This is a genomic window from Pseudomonas sp. CCNWLW23, from assembly GCF_037095675.1.
Taxonomy (GTDB): Bacteria; Pseudomonadota; Gammaproteobacteria; order Pseudomonadales; family Pseudomonadaceae; genus Aquipseudomonas; species Aquipseudomonas atacamensis.
This window is the reverse complement of the sequence record NZ_JBAWKM010000003.1, coordinates 102,276-120,977: the sequence shown is the minus strand read 5'-3', so window position 1 is coordinate 120,977 and position 18,702 is coordinate 102,276. Positions and strand designations below refer to the sequence as shown.

15 protein-coding genes and 4 tRNA genes are annotated in these 18,702 nt (G+C 60.2%); 7 read left to right on the top strand and 12 right to left on the bottom strand.

Annotated features, from left to right (window positions below):
* Positions 1-231: 231 nt before the first annotated feature.
* From V8J63_RS05950 to V8J63_RS05930, 5 genes are all read right to left on the bottom strand, one after another.
* Positions 232-639 (bottom strand): sel1 repeat family protein, encoded by a 408-nt coding sequence (locus tag V8J63_RS05950; RefSeq protein ID WP_125926977.1) that lies wholly within the window; start codon positions 637-639, stop codon positions 232-234.
* Positions 640-1,011, bottom strand: coding sequence for a hypothetical protein (locus tag V8J63_RS05945; protein WP_003223109.1), 372 nt, complete (start codon positions 1,009-1,011; stop codon positions 640-642).
* The gene (locus V8J63_RS05940) at positions 1,008-1,349 is read right to left on the bottom strand and encodes a helix-turn-helix domain-containing protein (protein ID WP_016773735.1); all 342 of its coding nucleotides are present in this window, start codon (positions 1,347-1,349) and stop codon (positions 1,008-1,010) included. Before V8J63_RS05940 ends, V8J63_RS05945 begins: the two co-directional genes overlap by 4 nt.
* A gap of 112 nt (positions 1,350-1,461) precedes the next feature.
* Complete coding sequence (locus V8J63_RS05935; protein ID WP_016773733.1) at positions 1,462-1,917, bottom strand: YkvA family protein; 456 nt, start codon at positions 1,915-1,917, stop codon at positions 1,462-1,464.
* Between the two features lie 292 nt (positions 1,918-2,209).
* A complete protein-coding gene (locus V8J63_RS05930) occupies positions 2,210-2,926 on the bottom strand; it encodes an FKBP-type peptidyl-prolyl cis-trans isomerase (protein ID WP_016773732.1) in 717 nt (238 codons plus the stop codon).
* Positions 2,927-3,195: 269 nt separating this feature from the next.
* Between V8J63_RS05930 and V8J63_RS05925 the strand changes: the two genes are divergently transcribed.
* Positions 3,196-5,007 carry a di-heme-cytochrome C peroxidase gene (locus V8J63_RS05925; RefSeq protein ID WP_336463744.1) on the top strand — a complete coding sequence of 604 codons (1,812 nt, stop codon included), beginning with the start codon at positions 3,196-3,198 and terminating at the stop codon, positions 5,005-5,007.
* Positions 5,004-6,173, top strand: coding sequence for a catalase family protein (locus V8J63_RS05920; protein ID WP_336463743.1), 1,170 nt, complete (start codon positions 5,004-5,006; stop codon positions 6,171-6,173). The genes V8J63_RS05925 and V8J63_RS05920 overlap by 4 nt, the downstream gene beginning before the upstream one ends.
* An 89-nt stretch (positions 6,174-6,262) precedes the next feature.
* Here V8J63_RS05920 and V8J63_RS05915 read toward each other — a convergent pair.
* From V8J63_RS05915 to V8J63_RS05900, 4 genes are all read right to left on the bottom strand, one after another.
* Positions 6,263-6,339 (bottom strand) — tRNA-Asp (locus V8J63_RS05915).
* 19 nt (positions 6,340-6,358) lie between these two features.
* A tRNA-Val gene (locus V8J63_RS05910) sits at positions 6,359-6,434 on the bottom strand.
* 190 nt (positions 6,435-6,624) lie between these two features.
* Positions 6,625-6,701 (bottom strand) — tRNA-Asp (locus V8J63_RS05905).
* A gap of 19 nt (positions 6,702-6,720) precedes the next feature.
* Positions 6,721-6,796, bottom strand: a tRNA-Val gene (locus V8J63_RS05900).
* A 159-nt stretch (positions 6,797-6,955) separates the two neighbouring features.
* Here V8J63_RS05900 and rdgC point away from each other — a divergent pair.
* The 3 genes from rdgC (at position 6,956) to sugE (ending at position 9,421) form a co-directional block, all read left to right on the top strand.
* On the top strand, positions 6,956-7,876 hold the full coding sequence (rdgC, locus tag V8J63_RS05895) for a recombination-associated protein RdgC (protein WP_024012190.1): 921 nt from the start codon (positions 6,956-6,958) through the stop codon (positions 7,874-7,876).
* Positions 7,877-8,020: 144 nt separating this feature from the next.
* Positions 8,021-8,986 (top strand): bile acid:sodium symporter family protein, encoded by a 966-nt coding sequence (locus V8J63_RS05890; protein ID WP_041479525.1) that lies wholly within the window; start codon positions 8,021-8,023, stop codon positions 8,984-8,986.
* Between the two features lie 120 nt (positions 8,987-9,106).
* On the top strand, positions 9,107-9,421 hold the full coding sequence (gene sugE, locus V8J63_RS05885; protein ID WP_024012188.1) for a quaternary ammonium compound efflux SMR transporter SugE: 315 nt from the start codon (positions 9,107-9,109) through the stop codon (positions 9,419-9,421).
* Positions 9,422-9,535: 114 nt separating this feature from the next.
* Here sugE and V8J63_RS05880 read toward each other — a convergent pair whose 3' ends face one another.
* The 3 genes from V8J63_RS05880 to V8J63_RS05870 form a co-directional block, all read right to left on the bottom strand.
* Positions 9,536-11,407, bottom strand: coding sequence for an MFS transporter (locus V8J63_RS05880; protein WP_336463742.1), 1,872 nt, complete (start codon positions 11,405-11,407; stop codon positions 9,536-9,538).
* 96 nt (positions 11,408-11,503) lie between these two features.
* The gene (locus tag V8J63_RS05875; protein WP_122698966.1) at positions 11,504-12,655 is read right to left on the bottom strand and encodes a TDT family transporter; all 1,152 of its coding nucleotides are present in this window, start codon (positions 12,653-12,655) and stop codon (positions 11,504-11,506) included.
* Positions 12,656-12,770: 115 nt separating this feature from the next.
* Positions 12,771-13,958 (bottom strand): MFS transporter, encoded by a 1,188-nt coding sequence (locus tag V8J63_RS05870; protein ID WP_125927024.1) that lies wholly within the window; start codon positions 13,956-13,958, stop codon positions 12,771-12,773.
* 103 nt (positions 13,959-14,061) lie between these two features.
* Here V8J63_RS05870 and V8J63_RS05865 point away from each other — a divergent pair, with 103 nt between their 5' ends.
* Positions 14,062-14,604 carry a TetR/AcrR family transcriptional regulator gene (locus V8J63_RS05865; protein ID WP_336463741.1) on the top strand — a complete coding sequence of 181 codons (543 nt, stop codon included), beginning with the start codon at positions 14,062-14,064 and terminating at the stop codon, positions 14,602-14,604.
* Between the two features lie 224 nt (positions 14,605-14,828).
* The gene (locus tag V8J63_RS05860; protein WP_130927491.1) at positions 14,829-18,299 is read left to right on the top strand and encodes a hybrid sensor histidine kinase/response regulator; all 3,471 of its coding nucleotides are present in this window, start codon (positions 14,829-14,831) and stop codon (positions 18,297-18,299) included.
* Positions 18,300-18,702 lie beyond the last annotated feature (403 nt).

Here is an 18,702-nt window from a genome sequence, read left to right as displayed (position 1 = left end):
GCGAGCAAACAAGGTGGACTGAAAAACGGGCTGAAGCATGAGCGGTCCCTCGCGCAAGAAATTAGTCGCGGGAACTGTGCGGGGGATCAAAGAGGAAAGAAGTCAGGCGAGTAGGCAAAGGATGTAGGACTAATCTGCAATCCAGCATCAAGCGAAAAACGTGCAGGCAGAAACGTAAACGCGGCGTGAGGAAAACCTCACGCCGCGTTTACTTAGAAGACATACATGGAATTACTGCGTTGAATCACCAGCCTTCAGCTGTTGCAGCTTCAGCTCGGCCAACGGATGCCCGGCCTTGGCGGCCATGCTCCACCAACGAGCGGCCTCAACGTGATCCGGCGCCTTGCTCGGGGTACCGGCGAGGCTGATCACGCCAACTTGATAAGCGGCTTTACCGTCGCCGGCCAACGCCGCCAGACGCAGCAGACGCACGCCTTCTTCACGCGCGCCCAACCCGACGCCGCGAAAAGTCAGAATGTGCCCATAAAAGCTTTGAGCATCGACATCGCCGAGGTTGGCCATGCGCGCGAACTGGCCTTCAAGCCAGCGCCAGCCACGCGGCTGGCGAACGAACCACGACCAATGAAACAGCCGGCGGGCCAGCCAGTAACCGGCCCGCGCCTTGAGCCGCAGAAACACTCAGGCCTCCGCCGATTCCGGGTATTCGTATTCGAAGACCCGCACCACTTCCGACGCATGCCAGGACGCCGCCGCGACGCCATCCGACGGCCCGGAAAAACGCCCCAGACGCTCGACACATTCAAAGAACCCGGTACGTGGCAAACGACTCGCGCCCTGACTGATGACCAGCGAACTGCGCAACGGCTGCTCGGCTTTGGCGTCCAGTGCGGCCAGATGCTCCAGTGCAGCCGTCAACGTCTGCATCGCCGGAGTCGGCAGCTGCAAACGCTCAAGCAAGGCTCGATAGGTCAGAAGATGGCGCTGACGACGCGCCTGGTCCAGTTCCCCCAGCAATCCGTCCCAATGTTGACGGCTGATGCGTACGCTCACGATTCATCCCTCCAACCTGGCACCGTCAGTTCCCAGGCCAGGCTGCGGCGAATCGCGGCGTCGGGCTGACGCTCACCACTTTCGATCATGGCCAGGTAAGACGGGCTGATGCCTACCGTGCGGGCCAGCGCCTCGATGGCGATGCCCTTCCCTTCGCGCAAACTGCGTAATTGATCCAGACCCGGAAGAATCGGCTCCGGCGAGGTGGCGAGCGGCGCTGCTGGCTGCGGCGCCGGTGTTGCGTTGATCCCTGCTGCTTTCAGTAAAGCCTGATATTGAGCCCACGGCAGAACCGCGTATTCGGGTTCGCCATCGCGTGCAATTATCTGAATATCCATGACTACCCCGTAGGACAACACCACTTAGCGAGTCGGCACTTTTCCCTAGAAGTGTAATCCTAACAGCGGCTAAGGTCGCGAGTGGTATCTATCTGTAGGCAGTCTTGGTCAGTCAGGGCTTTTTCGGGCCTTGCAACTGCAATTGTTCAGGGGTATCAGGGAGGCGTTCAACCACGGCCAGCTTTTCGGGCTGCTGGCGTTTGCGCCACAGGCGGAAGGCGTTGAGTTCGTCATCGAGGGTTTTCATCAACCAGGCGAGGACAGCGATGTCATCGAGCATGCCGAACATGGGAATGAAATCCGGAATGGCATCGACCGGGCTGAGGAAATACATCAGACCCGCCACTACCGAAATCAGCGACTTGGCACTGATCGCGCGATACTCGCCACGCCAGTAGGCCAGGCATAACGACTGCAGCAAGCGCAGATCATCCTTGAGTTTGCCCAAGCGATTGCCTTGCGCGGCGCCTTTGCTGGCCACGGCAAACAATAGGGTCGGCAGGCGTCCACGGGCCAGCAGGCGACCGGCCAACGGCAGGAATCGAGCGAAATTCCACGGAGCTTTCATCTATTCTTCCCGTTGAAATGTTATCCACACAAATTGTGGATAACCTTGTGAACAGAGCTGCATTTCAGCGCTGAGAGCCCCGTTTCATAAGGGCTGCGCTCAGATCGGGCGTTTTTTACTCACATAAAAAAGCCCAATATTTCATTGACTTGGCAGCTCAGGGCGTCTAGCGCGGGCAGCCTCAAAGCTATGACTGTGCTGATCGCCGTCAGTTCGCTCTGTTTACCTTCCCTGACCTGCAGATGCAACAACGCCCCGCATAAGCGAGGCGTTGTTTTCGAGCCGTTGCGTGTTACTTGGCAGCGGCGTCTTCTTTGGCCGGATCCTTGATGGCCAACAGTTCCAGGTCGAAAACCAGAACCGAGTTGGCCGGGATTGCCGGGCTTGGCGACTGAGCGCCGTAAGCCAGATCGCTAGGGATGTACAGTTTGTACTTCTCGCCAACGTGCATCAGTTGCAGACCTTCAACCCAACCCGGGATCACGCCACTGACTGGCAGATCGATCGGGCTGCCGCGCTCGACGGAGCTGTCGAACACGGTGCCGTTGGTCAGCTTGCCGGTGTAGTGAACAGTGACGACGTCGGTCGGCTTAGGCTGTGGGCCATCGGCTTTCTTCACTACTTCGTACTGCAGGCCGGAGGCGGTGGTGGTGACACCGGCTTTCTTGCCGTTTTCTTCGAGGAATTTCTTGCCGGCGGCTGCCGACTCTTCGCTCATCTTGGCCATACGCTCTTCAGCACGCTTTTGCAGCGAGGCGAAGGCTTCGACCAGTTCTTCATCTTTCAGCTTCTGTTCTTTCTTGCCAACGGCATCTTCGATGCCCTGGGCTACCGCTTTGGAGTCCAGATCATCCATGCCTTCCTGGGCAAGGCTTTTGCCCATGTTCAGGCCGATGCCGTAGGAAGCTTTTTGCGCCGGGGTTTTCAGCTCTACGCTGGTCTGCGAGTCACAACCCGCGAGTACCAGGCTAACCAGGGCTACCGCCGCCGCCAACCGATGCTGTTTCATGCTATTTCCTTGTTCATGCGCCGAATGGGCAATCGAGTAAAGCCGCGAGCTTATCAGGCCGCCACGACCAATGGCTACCGGCATGAGAGCAGGAATCTTCCGATAAGTTCAGGGATTAAAACGCATTTGGGCAACGGCTGGATGAAGCTTCTGTCATTCACGGACGACAAGGCTCGTCGGCTCCTGACTCAGTATCTGGCGTAATGGCCACTTGCCCAGCCAGCGGCGCTCAGGCATAACAGCGCAACAATTCGACAAGGATGTTCAACTTGCGCCTCTTATCCCGCATTCTCGCTCTGCTGATCATGCTGGCGGTAATCGCCCTCGCGGTGATCGTCTATTACGTAGCCAATCCGAAATTGCCCTTCTACACCCCGCCGCAACAGGTACGTTACCTGGATCAATGGAGCGAAGAGCAACGGCAGACCTACTACTTCACGCCCCAAGGTACGCAAGTCAAAGGCCTGCGTTACGAGTGGTTCCAGGCATTGGAATTGCCCTTCTCCGAGCAGCGCTTCGCCTCCCCTGAATATCTCGCCCGTTTCGGCTTCATGGTCGACCCGCAGCAGAAAGCGAGCGCGAACAACCCCGGCAACCTCCCCGTCGGTTTTGCCCGGCACCAGAATCCCGGCAACGCCTCCGAGCATTATCTGGACATCACCTGCGCCGCTTGCCACACCGGCGAGTTGCGCTTCAAAGACCAGGCCGTGCGCATCGATGGTGGCACCGCACAGCACGTGTTGCCTTCCAGCGTTCCTACTTTGCGCGGTGGCAGTTTCGGACAGGCCCTGGTCGCCAGTCTAGCCTCGACTTACTACAACCCATGGAAGTTTGAGCGCTTCGCCCGCCAGGTGCTCGGAGATGATTACGAAGCGCGCCGCGAACAATTGCGCAGCGAGTTCAAGACATCGCTGAACACCTTCGTCAAAGTGGCCTGGAACGACACTCATCGCGGCCTCTATCCGACCGAGGAAGGCCCGGGGCGCACCGATGCGTTCGGCCGGATTGCCAACGCTACGTTTGGCGATGCGATTTCCCCTGCCAACTACCGCGTGGCCGATGCCCCGGTGGATTACCCGCAGCTGTGGGACATGTGGACGTTCGACTGGGTGCAGTGGAACGGCTCGGCCCAGCAGCCAATGGCGCGCAATATCGGCGAGGCGCTCGGCGTCGGTGCCACGCTGAATTTCTTCGACGCCAACGGTCAGCCGCTGCAAGGCGCTGCGCGCTATCCCTCCAGCGTGCGCGTGCGTGATCTGCACGCCATCGAAGAAACCTTGCAGCAGCTGAAGCCGCCGACCTGGCCGGAAGATCTGTTCGGTGCGATCGACAAGCCGCTGGCCGCCAGAGGCCGCGCGCTGTTCGCGGAAAACTGCGCGGGCTGCCATGTCCCGCGCCAATCGCAGGAAGGCGAACGCTGGGTGCAGCACTTGCACATGATTCCCGTGGAGGTGATCGGCACCGATCCGAATGCGGCCAACAACATTGCCAGTCACCGTTTCGACCTGAGCGCACTGCAATGGGATGTCAATGAGCTGAAAAAGATGGACGTCAAACTGCACCCCGAACCCAAGGAGCCGCTTGATCTGAGCCAATTGTCGGTGGCCAAGGGCCTGGCTTACGTCACCGCGTTCGTGGAAAACCGTGCCTATCGCGACGCGCAGATCACGCCGGAAGAAAAACCGCGCATGGATGGTTTCGGCCTGCCGATCGGCGTGCGCGAGAAAGTGGCTTACAAGGCCCGACCGCTGGCTGGCGTGTGGGCGACTGCGCCGTTTCTGCACAACGGTTCGGTGCCGAGCATCTATCAGTTGCTGTCACCGCAGGATGAGCGCGCCGCCACCTTCTATAAAGGCACGGTCGAATACGACCCGCGCCACCTCGGCTATCGCACCGAGCCTTTCACCAACGGTTTTCTGTTCGACACGCGCATCAGCGGCAACCACAACAGCGGCCACGAATTCCGCGCCGGCGCTCGCGGCAACGGGGTGATCGGCCGACTCTTGCAACCCGAGGAGCGCTGGGCGCTGCTCGAATACCTGAAAGTATTGGGCGGTCCACTGGAGGCGCAGTTGCCATGATCATGCCGACATTCAAAAAAGAACTGCCGCCACTCGCGCGTTTCTGGCTGTGGTTGGGGCGTTTGCTTGGCAAGACGCTGCTGATCCTGCTGGTCATCGCCCTGCTCGGCTGGGCCATCGCCACCGCGTGGTTTGCCTGGCAGCATCGCGGGCCGGTGTCGGCGCAGGAACAGATTCCAGCAGGCGAAGCGGCGATGACCCAGGACATCATTCAAACCGCAGTGCGCATCGTCGACCAGCACCGCGAACCCACGCGTTATCTGCGCGATGCTCACGCCAAGGCGCATGGCTGCGTGAAGGCGCAAGTGCAGGTGTTACCGGAACTGGCGCAATCGCTGCGACAGGGTGTGTTCAGCGAGCCGGGCAAGACCTGGCAGGCGCTGATCCGGTTGTCCAACGGCAATGCCTATCCGCAATTCGACAGCATTCGCGACGCGCGCGGGATGGCAATCAAGCTGTTCGAGGTTCCTGGCAAGCAACTGTTCGGCAATCGCCAGGACCAGCATGAACAGGATTTCGTGATGTTCAGCCATCCGAATTTCTTTGTCAGCAATGTCGCAGAGTATCGTCAGAATGTGGCGGCGCAGGCTGACGGCAAGAAGGTCATGGCGTTTTTTCCGACATGGGATCCGCGCACCTGGCAGGTCCGTCATCTATTCATCGCGCTGGCTACGCTGTCAGCGCCGCCGGACAGTCCGACCGAGACCACATATTTCTCGGTATCGCCCTACAAGTTCGGTGAGGCCAATGCGAAATTCCGCGTCGTGCCGGATCCCGAGCGTTGCCCGGCGTATACGCTGCCCAAACAGAATCACGCCCTGCCGAATTTTCTGCGCAGTGCATTGAATCAACAGTTGTCGACGGATCGGGTGCCGGCGTGTTTTGCCCTGCAGATCCAGCGCCAGGACGCGAACAAATACATGCCGATCGAGGACACCAGCATTGAGTGGCGTGAGCAGGATGCACCGTTTGCAACGGTGGCGCGGATCACCCTGCCCGCGCAGGACTTCGACACGCCGGCGCTGAATCTGCAATGCGACAACCTGTCGTTCAATCCGTGGTTCGGCATCGAGGCGCATCGGCCGATTGGCGGGATCAATCGCTTGCGCAAGGCAGTGTACGAGGCGGTGAGCGATTATCGGCATGCCCGCAATGCGGCGCAGTAGCGCGGCGATTTTATAAATCGCAGACAGCAAAAAGCCCGCACAAGGCGGGCTTTTTGTGGTGTCTGGCGTTCAGTTCCAGATACCGAATATGGCGCAGCGGACGGGACTCGAACCCGCGACCCCCGGCGTGACAGGCCGGTATTCTAACCGACTGAACTACCGCTGCGCGAAACGCTTGAAACGAATGGTGGGTGATGACGGGATCGAACCGCCGACATTCTGCTTGTAAGGCAGACGCTCTCCCAGCTGAGCTAATCACCCTTCGCTTCGTTACGGGGCGCATTATGCCACAGGTTTTCGTAAAGTGTTGATTTAATTGAATATTTTTCAAAAAAATCTGAAAACCGGTGAAACGATACATCCCGCGGGTACAACCTTGAGACAGAAAAAAACCCGCTTCAGCGGGTTTTTCCGTGGCGACCTGGCGTTCAGTGGTCCAGGTTACCGAATATGGCGCAGCGGACGGGACTCGAACCCGCGACCCCCGGCGTGACAGGCCGGTATTCTAACCGACTGAACTACCGCTGCGCTAAACACATGAAACGAATGGTGGGTGATGACGGGATCGAACCGCCGACATTCTGCTTGTAAGGCAGACGCTCTCCCAGCTGAGCTAATCACCCTTCGCTTCGGTGTGGCGCGCATTCTACGGAGCACCCCAACCTCTGGCAAGCACTTTTTTAAATAATTTTCCGAGGCCTTCCAAAGGCTTAGAGAAGGGTTGGCCTATGCCCCGGCGAAGACAATAATGCCCCCCTTTGTATAAAGGAGTGACTCGCCCCATGTGGTTCAAGAACCTGCTGATCTATCGCCTGACCCAAGACCTGCCTGTCGACGCCGAGGCGCTGGAAACTGCACTGGCGACCAAACTGGCGCGGCCGTGTGCAAGCCAGGAGCTGACCACTTACGGTTTCGTCGCACCATTCGGCAAGGGCGAAGATGCGCCGCTGGTGCATGTCAGCGGCGATTTCCTGCTGATCTCTGCGCGCAAGGAAGAACGCATTCTGCCGGGCAGCGTCGTGCGTGACGCGGTCAAGGAAAAGGTCGAAGAGATCGAGGCCGAGCAGATGCGCAAGGTCTATAAGAAGGAACGCGATCAGATCAAGGATGAAATCATCCAGGCGTTTCTGCCGCGCGCGTTCATTCGTCGTTCGTCGACCTTTGCCGCGATCGCGCCGAAACAGGGCCTGATCCTGGTCAACTCGGCCAGCCCGAAACGCGCCGAAGACCTGCTTTCGACCCTGCGCGAAGTGATCGGCACCCTGCCCGTGCGTCCGCTCACCGTGAAAATGGCACCGACTGCGGTGATGACCGAGTGGGTCACCACGCAGAAAGCCGCCGACGATTTCTATGTGCTGGACGAGTGCGAACTGCGCGACACCCACGAAGACGGCGGCATCGTCCGTTGCAAGCGTCAGGACCTGACCAGTGAAGAAATCCAGCTGCATCTGAGCACCGGCAAAGTCGTCACTCAGCTGTCGCTGGCCTGGCAGGACAAACTGTCGTTCATGCTCGACGACAAGATGACCGTCAAACGCCTGAAATTCGAGGATCTGTTGCAGGATCAGGCGGAACAGGACGGTGGCGACGAAGCCCTGGGCCAACTGGATGCCAGCTTCACTCTGATGATGCTGACCTTCGGCGACTTCCTGCCGGCACTGGTTGAAGCGTTGGGTGGGGAAGAGATGCCGCAGGGGATCTGACTCTGACGAGTATCTAACCTGTGGGAGCGAGCCTGCTCGCGAATGCGGTGTGCCAGTCAACATTAATGTGTCTGGCTCACCGCATTCGCGAGCAGGCTCGCTCCCACAATGTTTTGTGGTGTAACCAAAAATAAGGATCAAGCCATGCGCGCACTGGCTGCACTCAGCCGCTTTGTCGGCAATACCTTCGCTTACTGGGTTCTGATATTCGCCGTCGTGGCCTTCCTGCAACCGGCGTGGTTCATCGGCCTGAAAAGCGCGATCGTACCGCTGCTGGGTCTGGTGATGTTCGGCATGGGCCTGACCCTCAAACTCGACGACTTCGCTGCCGTCGCTCGCCATCCGTGGCGGGTGGCGCTGGGCGTGGTTGCGCATTTCGTGATCATGCCCGGTGTGGCGTGGTTGCTCTGCCAGGTGTTTCACCTGCCGCCAGAAATCGCCGTCGGGGTGATTCTGGTCGGTTGCTGCCCGAGCGGCACCTCTTCGAACGTGATGACCTGGCTGGCACGCGGTGATCTGGCGCTTTCAGTGGCGATTGCCGCGGTCACGACCCTGCTCGCCCCACTGTTGACCCCGGCACTGATCTGGCTGCTGGCCTCGGCGTGGTTGCCGGTATCGTTCATGGAGCTGTTCTGGTCGATCCTGCAAGTGGTGCTGTTGCCGATCGTTCTCGGCGTGGTCGCGCAGCGGCTGCTCGGCGACAAGGTGCGGCATGCGGTGGATGTGTTGCCGCTGGTGTCGGTGGTCAGCATCGTGATTATTGTCACCGCCGTGGTCGCGGCGAGTCAGGCGAAAATCGCCGAGTCCGGCCTGCTGATCATGGCCGTGGTCATGCTGCACAACAGCTTCGGTTATCTGCTCGGCTACTTCACCGGGCGCCTGTTCGGCCTGCCGCTGGCTCAGCGCAAGTCGCTGGCACTGGAAGTCGGCATGCAGAATTCGGGACTGGGCGCGGCATTGGCCAGTGCGCACTTCTCGCCACTGGCGGCGGTGCCGAGCGCGCTGTTCAGCGTTTGGCACAATATTTCCGGAGCACTGCTGTCGACGTACTTCCGGCGCATGAGCGAAAAAGAAGATCGCGACAACCTCGCACAGCGGGCTGCCGATTGAGGCTGAAAACTTGATCCCCGGGTTAATGCTCGTCAGTATATTGCGCAACGCGGGGACGACCCTGCGGCTCGATCGAGTCATTAATCTGGGGACGACCCCGTCAATCGATGGAGGTCCTGCATGTCCTGGATCATTCTGTTTTGCGCCGGCCTGTTCGAAGTCGGCTGGGCCGTCGGCCTGAAATACACCGACGGCTTCACCCGCCCGCTCCCCACCGCCCTGACCGTTGCCGCCATGGCCATCAGCCTTGGTTTGCTCGGTCTGGCGATGAAGGAATTGCCGCTGGGTACGGCGTATGCGATCTGGACCGGTGTCGGTGCCGTGGGTACGGTGATCGCCGGGATCATTCTGTTTGGTGAATCGATGGCGTTGATTCGGCTGGTCAGTGTGGCGTTGATCGTCACGGGTTTGATTGGCCTTAAAGTCAGCGCTTAAGCCGATACCGTCTTCGCGAGCAGGCTCGCTCCCACGTTCAACCGCGTTCCGTCATTGGAACAGGGTCAACTGTGGGAGCGAGCCTGCTCGCGAAGGGGCCTTTTGATACACCGACTATCTAACAGATCCGCGCAACTCCCCCACCAACACCTGCAACTTCGCCGGCTCCGTCCCTTCGGTAATCGCCGGCCCCGCCACCAGCGTCACCCGCGACCACAAGCGATGGAACAAACCCTTGTTCGGATCGCGACTGAAGAAACTCCCCCACAATCCTTGCAACGCCAGCGGAATCACCGGCACCGGCGTCTCCTCCAGAATCCGCGTCACGCCGCCACGAAACTCGTTGATCTCGCCATCGGCGGTCAATTTGCCTTCCGGGAAAATGCACACCAGCTCACCGTCCTTCAGATATTGGGCAATGCGCGTGAAGGCTTTTTCGTAGATCTGGATGTCTTCCTGGCGTCCGGCGATAGGAATCGCGCCCGCCGTGCGAAAGATGAAGTTCAGCACCGGCAGGTTGTAGATCTTGTAGTACATGACAAAGCGAATCGGCCTACGCACGGCACCGCCGATGAGCAAGGCGTCAACGAACGACACGTGGTTGCACACCAACAGCGCCGCGCCCTCGTCCGGGATCGCTTCAAGGTTGCGGTGCTCGACGCGGTACATGGAATGGCTGAGCAGCCAGATCATGAAGCGCATGCTGAATTCCGGAACGATCTTGAAGATGTAGGCATTGACGCCGATGTTCAGCAGCGACACCACCAGGAACAGTTGCGGGATCGACAGCTTGGCGATGCTCAGCAAAATGATCGAAACAATCGCCGACACCACCATGAACAACGCGTTGAGAATGTTGTTGGCGGCAATCACCCGCGCCCGCTCGTTTTCAGCCGTGCGCGACTGGATCAGCGCGTACAGCGGCACAATATAGAAGCCGCCGAAAATGCCCAGGCCAACGATGTCGATCAACACCGCCCAGGTGTGCACGAAGCCCAGCACGGCAATCCAGCTATGGCCGGTGACGCTGTCCGGGATCCCACCGGAATGCCACCACAGCAACAGGCCGAACACGGTCAGGCCAAACGAGCCAAAGGGCACCAGTCCGATCTCGACTTTGCGCCCCGAGAGCTTCTCGCAGAGCATCGAACCCAGCGCGATCCCTACCGAGAACACCGTCAAAATCAACGTGACCACGGTTTCGTCACCGTGCATCCATTCCTTGGCGTAGGCCGGGATCTGCGTCAGGTAAATCGCCCCGACAAACCAGAACCACGAGTTACCGACAATCGAGCGCGACACCGCAGGCGTCTGGCCCAGACCGAGTTTCAGCGTCGCCCAGGACTGGCTGAAGATATTCCAGTTCAGGCGCATTTCCGGCGACGAGGCCGCCGCGCGCGGAATGCTGCGGCTGGCCAGATAACCCAGCACGGCAATGCCGACGATCGCTGCGGAGACTACCGGCGCGTAGTGCTCGGTCGACATCATGATCCCGGCGCCGATGGTGCCGGCGAGAATTGCCAGAAACGTGCCCATTTCCACCAGACCATTGCCGCCGACCAGTTCATCGTCGCGCAAGGCCTGTGGCAGGATCGAATACTTCACCGGGCCGAACAACGCCGAGTGAGTGCCCATGGCGAACAGTGCCACCAGCATCAGCGACAGATGATCGAAGAGGAAGCCGATTGATCCTACGGCCATGATGGCGATTTCCGCGAGCTTGATCAGACGGATCAGCGCGTCCTTGGCGAATTTTTCCCCGAACTGCCCGGCCAGCGCCGAGAACAGGAAAAACGGCAGGATAAACAGCAGCGCGCAGAGGTTGACCCAGATCGAGCGATCGCCCTCGATGGTCAACCGATAGAGGATGGCGAGGATCAACGACTGCTTGAACACGTTGTCGTTGAACGCGCCGAGCGACTGGGTAATAAAGAAGGGCAAAAAGCGCCGGGTGCGCAACAGGTTGAACTGTGAGGGGTGACTCATCTTCCGTGTTTCCTGATGTTAGGTAGTGAGGCCTGGGTGCTTGTTATTGGAATCCCGCACCACGATCCAGGCCACACCTTACCTAAACTTTTCGGATTATTTCTTCAAACCTGCAATACACGGCGAGACAAACAGCTCGCCACGCCACGCGCCCTGCACGGTGCGCTTGCCGACGATCAGCCACATTGCCGCCAACAAAATCACCAGCGCCGTACCGAACACACTGAAAAATGTCAGGTTGAGGATACTTGCCAGTTTCAGCGTCGCCAGCGAATACACGCCCAATGGGAAGGTGAAGCCCCACCAGCCGAGGTTGAACGGAATGCCGTCACGCAGATAACGCACGGTGATCAGCAGCGCCATCAACATCCACCACAGACCAAAACCCCACAGCGTGATCCCAGCGACCAGACCCAGGCCTGAAGCAATTTCACCGACGCCGGGCAGACCATTCGCGGCAAAAATCGCTGGTGCCTCACCGCCCAACAGCAACATGCCCAGCGCACCGGTGCCGATCGGCCCCAGCGCCAGCCAGCTCGACGCGGCCATGTTTTCGTGGGGCAGTTTGTGCAAGGCCATGCGCAGCAACAGAATGGTGAGAATGCTGAACGCCACCGGCAGGGAGAATGCCCAAAGCACATAGCTGGTAGTCAGTACGATCAGTTGCCCATGGGCGTCGGTCAGATGCGGGGCGAGCAAGCCGCCGCTGGCCGCTGCCACTTCCGCCGCCACTACCGGCAGCAACCAGACCGCGGTCATCTGATCGATGCTGTGTTCCTGGCGGGTAAACATCATGTACGGAATCAGCACACCGCAGGCCAGCGACATCGCCACATCGATCCACCACAACACTTCAACAAGTTGAATAACACCGTCGCCCCAGCGCGGCAGGCCGAACAACAGAAAGCCGTTAATGATCGTCGCCAGGCCCATGGGAATGGTGCCGAAGAACATCGACACGGTGGAATGACCGAAAATCCGCCGCGCCTCGTCAAAGAACAAAATCCAGCGCGCGGCGTAGGCAGCAGTAAACAAGCTGAACAACAGAATGTTGAACAGCCACAGCCCCTCGGCCACGACGCGTAATCCGGGAATGGCCAGCGGTAACTGAGCCAGCGCCAATGCCAGCACACCGGTACCCATGGTCGCGGCGAACCAGTTCGGCGTGAACTGGCGGATCACTTCACGCGGATGCTGCAGCTGGCTGAAAGGTTTGTAGCCGGGGGTGACACTGTTAGGGCAAATCATCATGAACTCCTGTCCTCTGGTGAGGTTGAGTCCATGGTAGATCCGAATCGAATATCGATATAACGGGTAATATCTCTAACTGTTATCTGTTTTGCAGATAAGTCTCTACATGCGCTCAAGGAGCGCTGCAAACTCTGCCTGTCTGCGGACGCAGACTGAGCAGCAGCGCAGCCAAGGCCAGCACGATCAACACAACGCCGTAACCATCAGTGGTCGCCAGCAACCCGAAACTGCGCGCCAAGTGCCCGGCAAGCAACGCCGGCAAACAGAACGCCAGATAACTGAGCACGTAATACGCCGACATCAACCCGGCTCTTTCATGCGGCAAGGCCAGCGGCACCAGGCTGCGCACCGTACCGAGGAAACCGGAACCAAAGCCGCAACCAGCGACCAGTGTGCCGAAGAAAAACAACGACAGACTGGCAACATGCACGCCGAGCAGGATCAGGACCAGCCCGACCGGCAGCAAGCTCGCACCCAGCCGCAACGCCTGAGCGGCCGGACGATTGCGCATCATGAAAATCATCAACGCACCGGTCACGGTGAGCGCCGCGACCGTAGCGCCACCGATCAGATTGGAGGTAGAGCCAGTGGCCGTGCGCACCAACGACGGTGCCAGCGAGGCATAAAAACCACCGAGCGCCCAGGTTGCGGTGTTCAGTGGCAGCACCCGCCACAACGTTGAACGCGCTTGCACCGGCACGTGCAGGGTCGGTCGCAACGACGCCAGCGCCCCACCTTGCCGCGAGACACTTTCCGGCAGGCGCCAGACATAAACGCCCTGCAACACGAACAACGCCAACAGCAACCAATAGGTCAGCTGCAACGGCGCCGGTGCGAATTCTGCCAGCAAGCCACAACCCAAACCGCCCAAAGCCATCCCGAGTAACGGCGCGACACTGTTGACCAGCGGCCCCTGCTGACGGTCGGTGTCGAGCAGCGTTGCACTCAATACGGCAGTGGCCATGCCGGTGGCGAAACCTTGCAGCACCCGTGCGCTGATCAACCACGACACGCTGTCGGCATAAATGAACAGCAGCATCGCCAGCGCATTGAGCAGCACGGCACTGAAGATCACCGGTTTGCGTCCGAGATGGTCGGAAAGCGAACCAACCGTCAGCAACGCCGCCAACAGACTGAAAGCGTAAACGGCGAAGATCAGCGTCAACATCGCTGCCGAGAAATGCAGCTGATCCTGATACAAGTGATACAACGGCGTCGGAGCGGTGGAAGCGGCGAGAAAACTGAGTAAGGTGATCGCCAGAAACCACAAGCTCGACCGGTGGGAAGCGACACTATTCAAGGGGCTGGTCATGGGCATACTCCGCAAAAGCTAATTTTTTGCTTTTGCGCAGTGTGCTACCGCCCAGCGCTTAAAGCAAATTCTTTGTGTTAAGGTCTGCCGCATGGCTATTAAAGAAGGTTTACGCCCCGGTGGCCGCAGCGCCCGGGTGCAGGAGTCGATTCATTCGGCGGTCAATGCGCTGCTGCAAGAACAGGAGCGTTCCACCGTGACCGTTCCGCAAATCGCCGCCCGCGCTGGGGTTACGCCGTCGACGATTTATCGACGCTGGGGTGATCTGGCGGCGTTGCTGGCGGACGTCGCCCTCGCCCGCATGCGCCCGGACAGCGAGCCGGCGAACACTGGCAGCCTGCGCGGCGATATCCGTGCGTGGGCCGAGCAGTATCTTGACGAGATGAGTTCAGAGGTCGGGCGCAACATGATGCGCGACGTGCAGGCCAGCGCTACGCCGGGCTATTGCGTGGCGATCATTGGTGCGCAGTTGCAGACCATTGTCGATCGCTATCGGCATGAGAAGGCGCCGAGTGTCGATCGCTTGATCAATCTGGTGGTGGCGCCGGTGGTGTTCCGGATCCTGTTTTCGGCGGCGGCGCTGGAGGTGGATGAGTTGCATCGGTTGGTCGATATTGCATTGCGGCAGGACTGACGCCTTCGCGAGCAGGCTCGCTCCCACAACGGAATGCATTCCAGAACGTGGGAGCGAGCCTGCTCGCGAAGAGGCCCGCCCGGTCACCACAAGAACCACCCGGTACCCCGCCTGCGACACCCCGCCACGCCACGACCTTGGTCGACACTGACTAACCGCCGCGCGCGTGCGAGACTGTCCGCCCCGGGCAGGAGTGCCGGGGAGTCTTTTGTCGGGAGTGCTGCATGTCGTTGTCCACCGGGCTGATCGCCGTCGTTGCCCTGGCCTACATGGCCATCATGTTCGCTATCGCCTTCTACGGCGACCGTCGCAGCACACCGTTGCCGCCGCGGGTGCGCGCCTGGGTGTACAGCCTGTCGCTGGCGGTTTACTGCACCAGCTGGACGTTCTTCGGCGCGGTCGGTCAGGCGGCGGAACAACTGTGGTCATTCCTGCCGATCTACCTCGGGCCGATCCTGCTGCTGGTCGGCGCGCCGTGGGTCCTGCAGAAAATGGTGATGATCAGCAAACAGGAGAACATCACCTCCATCGCCGACTTCATCGCCGCGCGCTACGGCAAGTCACAATCGCTGGCGGTGGTGGTGGCGCTGATCTGCCTGGTCGGCGTGTTGCCCTATATTGCCCTGCAACTCAAAGGCATCGTCCTCGGCGTGAACCTGTTGATCGGCGCCGGCGCCGACGCCATGGGCACCCGCGCTCAGGACACCGCGCTGATCGTGTCGCTGGTGCTGGCGTTGTTCACCATCGTTTTCGGTACGCGCAACCTCGACGCCACCGAACACCACCGTGGCATGGTGCTGGCGATCGCGTTCGAGTCGCTGGTCAAGCTGTTCGCCTTTCTCGCCGTCGGCGCCTTCGTCACGTACGGTCTGTATGACGGTTTCGACGACCTGTTCAATCAGGCAATGCTCGCCCCGCGCCTTGAGGCGTATTGGAAGGAAACCATCAACTGGCCATCGATGGTGGTGCAGACAGGCGTGGCGATGATGGCGATCATTTGCCTGCCGCGACAATTTCACGTGACCGTGGTGGAGAACATCGACCCGCAGGATCTACGTCTGGCGAAATGGGTGTTCCCCGCCTATCTGGCATTGGCCGCACTGTTTGTAGTCCCTATCGCCCTTGCCGGTCAGATGATGCTGCCCAGCGATGTGCTGCCCGACTCGTTCGTGATCAGCCTGCCGCTGGCCCAGGCCCATCCGGCGCTGGCGATGCTGGCGTTTATTGGTGGCGCATCGGCAGCGACCGGCATGGTGATTGTCGCCAGCGTTGCGCTGTCGACCATGGTTTCCAACGACATGCTGTTGCCGTGGCTGTTGCGCCGCAACAACGCCGAGCGCCCGTTCGAGGTGTTCCGCCAGTGGATGCTCTCGGTGCGCCGCGTGAGTATTGTGGTGATTCTGCTGCTGGCCTATGTCAGTTATCGCTTGCTTGGCTCGACCGCGAGCCTGGCGACCATCGGCCAGATCGCCTTCGCTGCGGTGACGCAACTGGCGCCGGCCATGCTTGGCGCGCTGTACTGGAAACAGGCCAACCGCCGGGGCGTGTTCGCCGGCCTCGCCACCGGGACGTTTCTGTGGTTTTACACGCTGGTGCTGCCGATTGCCGCGCACAGTCTCGGCTGGTCGCTGGCGAGTTTCCCCGGGTTGGCGTGGCTGCACAGCAATCCACTGAACCTGCCGATCACCCCGCTGACTCAAGGCGTAGTGCTGTCGCTGGCGGGTAATTTCACCCTGTTCGCTTGGGTCTCGGTGCTCTCGCGCACGCGGGTTTCCGAGCACTGGCAGGCCGGGCGTTTCATCGGCCAGGAAATCAGCGCGCGACCTAATGCCCGTTCGATGCTGGCGGTACAGATCGACGATCTGCTGCAACTGGCGGCGCGTTTTGTCGGCGAAGAACGCGCGCGACAGAGCTTCATTCGCTTCGCCTACCGCCAGGGCAAGGGCTTCAACCCCAACCAGAACGCCGACAGCGAATGGATTGCCCACACCGAACGCTTGCTGGCTGGTGTCCTCGGCGCTTCTTCGACGCGCGCCGTAGTAAAGGCCGCCATCGAAGGTCGGGAAATGCAGTTGGAGGACGTAGTCCGAATCGCTGACGAAGCCTCGGAAGTGCTGCAATTCAACCGCGCGCTGCTGCAAGGCGCGATCGAGAACATCACCCAGGGCATCAGCGTGGTCGACCAGTCGCTGAAACTGGTGGCGTGGAACCGGCGTTATCTGGAGCTGTTCAACTACCCCGACGGCCTGATCAGCGTCGGCCGGCCGATTGCCGACATCATTCGCTACAACGCCGAACGCGGCTTGTGCGGCCCCGGCGAAGCGGAAGTGCACGTCGCGCGACGCTTGCACTGGATGCGTCAGGGTCGCGCGCACACTTCCGAACGACTGTTCCCCAATGGCCGGGTGATCGAGCTGATCGGCAACCCGATGCCCGGCGGCGGATTTGTCATGAGTTTCACCGACATTACCGCGTTCCGCGAAGCCGAACAGGCGCTGACCGAGGCGAACGAAGGACTCGAGCAACGGGTCAGCGAACGCACCCAGGAACTGTCGCAACTCAATGTCGCGCTCACCGAAGCCAAGGGCAATGCTGAGGCGGCCAACCAGTCGAAAACCCGTTTCCTCGCCGCCGTCAGCCATGACTTGATGCAACCGCTGAACGCCGCACGGCTGTTCTCCGCCGCCCTCTCTCACCAGAACGAAGGCTTGAGCGCAGAGGCGCAGCAGCTGGTGCAACACCTCGACAGCTCGCTGCGTTCGGCGGAAGACCTGATCAGCGATCTGCTGGACATCTCGCGCCTGGAAAACGGCAAGATCAACCCGGATCGCAAAGCGTTCGTCGTCAATGAACTGTTCGACACCCTCGGCGCGGAATTCAAGGCGCTCGCCCAAGAGCAAAAACTCACGTTCCGGGTGCGTGGCAGTCAATTGCGCATCGACAGCGACATCAAACTGCTGCGGCGGATTCTGCAGAATTTCCTCACCAACGCGTTCCGCTACGCCAAGGGTCCGGTGCTGCTGGGCGTGCGTCGGCGCGGTGGCGAGCTGTGCCTGGAAGTCTGGGATCGCGGCCCGGGCATTCCGGAAGACAAGCAGCAGGTGATTTTTGAAGAATTCAAACGCCTCGACAGCCACCAGACCCGCGCCGAAAAAGGCCTGGGCCTGGGACTGGCGATCGCCGATGGCTTGTGCCGCGTGCTCGGGCATACCCTGCGCGTTCGCTCCTGGCCGGGGCGCGGCAGTGTGTTCAGCGTGACAGTGCCGATCGCCCGCACGCAAACGCCACCAGTTAGCGCGACGGTGGAACTGAACGGAAAACTGCTCAGCGGCGCGCAGGTACTGTGCATCGATAACGAAGACAGCATCCTGATCGGCATGAACAGCCTGCTGAGCCGCTGGGGCTGCCAAGTGTGGACGGCGCGCAATCGCGAAGAATGCGCAGCGATATTGAATGAAGGTGTGCGGCCACAACTGGCGCTGGTCGACTATCACCTCGACCACGGCGATACCGGCACAGAGCTGATGGCGTGGTTGCGCACGCGCCTGGGCGAGCCCGTGCCCGGCGTGGTCATCAGCGCGGATGGACGCCCGGAGACCGTAGCGCAAGTGCATGCGGCGGGCCTGGATTATCTGGCCAAACCGGTGAAGCCGGCAGCGTTGCGGGCACTGCTGAGTCGGTATTTGCCGTTGTAGAGAGTGATCTTGCAGACGCCTTCGCGAGCAGGCTCGCTCCCACAGAAAAGCAAAGCAGCGAAGCTGCCTGCGGCGCAGCCGCCCCACTCAACAATGAGCGCAAGCTCGAGTGCTTTTGATCTTGATTCACCGGCGACGTCGGAAGGCTGAGCGGAGGGATTGATCCGGGCGTGGGAGCGCAGCGACCGTCTGGCGCAGCCAGACACAGCGGAAGGAGGTGCAGCGAAGCAAACCGGAGCCGCTGCGCCCGGATCAGTCCCGCAGCGAAGGGACCCGAGCCTGCGAGGGCCGAACGCAGGAGCTAGCGTTTTTTGCTTACTTTTTTTGGCGCTTGTAAAAAAGTAAGTCGCCGTCAGGCGAAACCGCCAGCCGCCACGACCGCAGCAACGGATATGCCCCCAAT

Coding starts and splice junctions, on each gene's coding strand:
- V8J63_RS05940 (WP_016773735.1), bottom strand. CDS start 1,349: ATGGATATTCAGATAATTGCACGCGATGGCGAACCCGAATACGCGGTT.
- V8J63_RS05935 (WP_016773733.1), bottom strand. CDS start 1,917: ATGAAAGCTCCGTGGAATTTCGCTCGATTCCTGCCGTTGGCCGGTCGC.
- V8J63_RS05930 (WP_016773732.1), bottom strand. CDS start 2,926: ATGAAACAGCATCGGTTGGCGGCGGCGGTAGCCCTGGTTAGCCTGGTA.
- V8J63_RS05920 (WP_336463743.1), top strand. CDS start 5,004: ATGATCATGCCGACATTCAAAAAAGAACTGCCGCCACTCGCGCGTTTC.
- rdgC (WP_024012190.1), top strand. CDS start 6,956: ATGTGGTTCAAGAACCTGCTGATCTATCGCCTGACCCAAGACCTGCCT.
- V8J63_RS05890 (WP_041479525.1), top strand. CDS start 8,021: ATGCGCGCACTGGCTGCACTCAGCCGCTTTGTCGGCAATACCTTCGCT.
- sugE (WP_024012188.1), top strand. CDS start 9,107: ATGTCCTGGATCATTCTGTTTTGCGCCGGCCTGTTCGAAGTCGGCTGG.
- V8J63_RS05880 (WP_336463742.1), bottom strand. CDS start 11,407: ATGAGTCACCCCTCACAGTTCAACCTGTTGCGCACCCGGCGCTTTTTG.
- V8J63_RS05875 (WP_122698966.1), bottom strand. CDS start 12,655: ATGATTTGCCCTAACAGTGTCACCCCCGGCTACAAACCTTTCAGCCAG.
- V8J63_RS05865 (WP_336463741.1), top strand. CDS start 14,062: ATGGCTATTAAAGAAGGTTTACGCCCCGGTGGCCGCAGCGCCCGGGTG.
- V8J63_RS05860 (WP_130927491.1), top strand. CDS start 14,829: ATGTCGTTGTCCACCGGGCTGATCGCCGTCGTTGCCCTGGCCTACATG.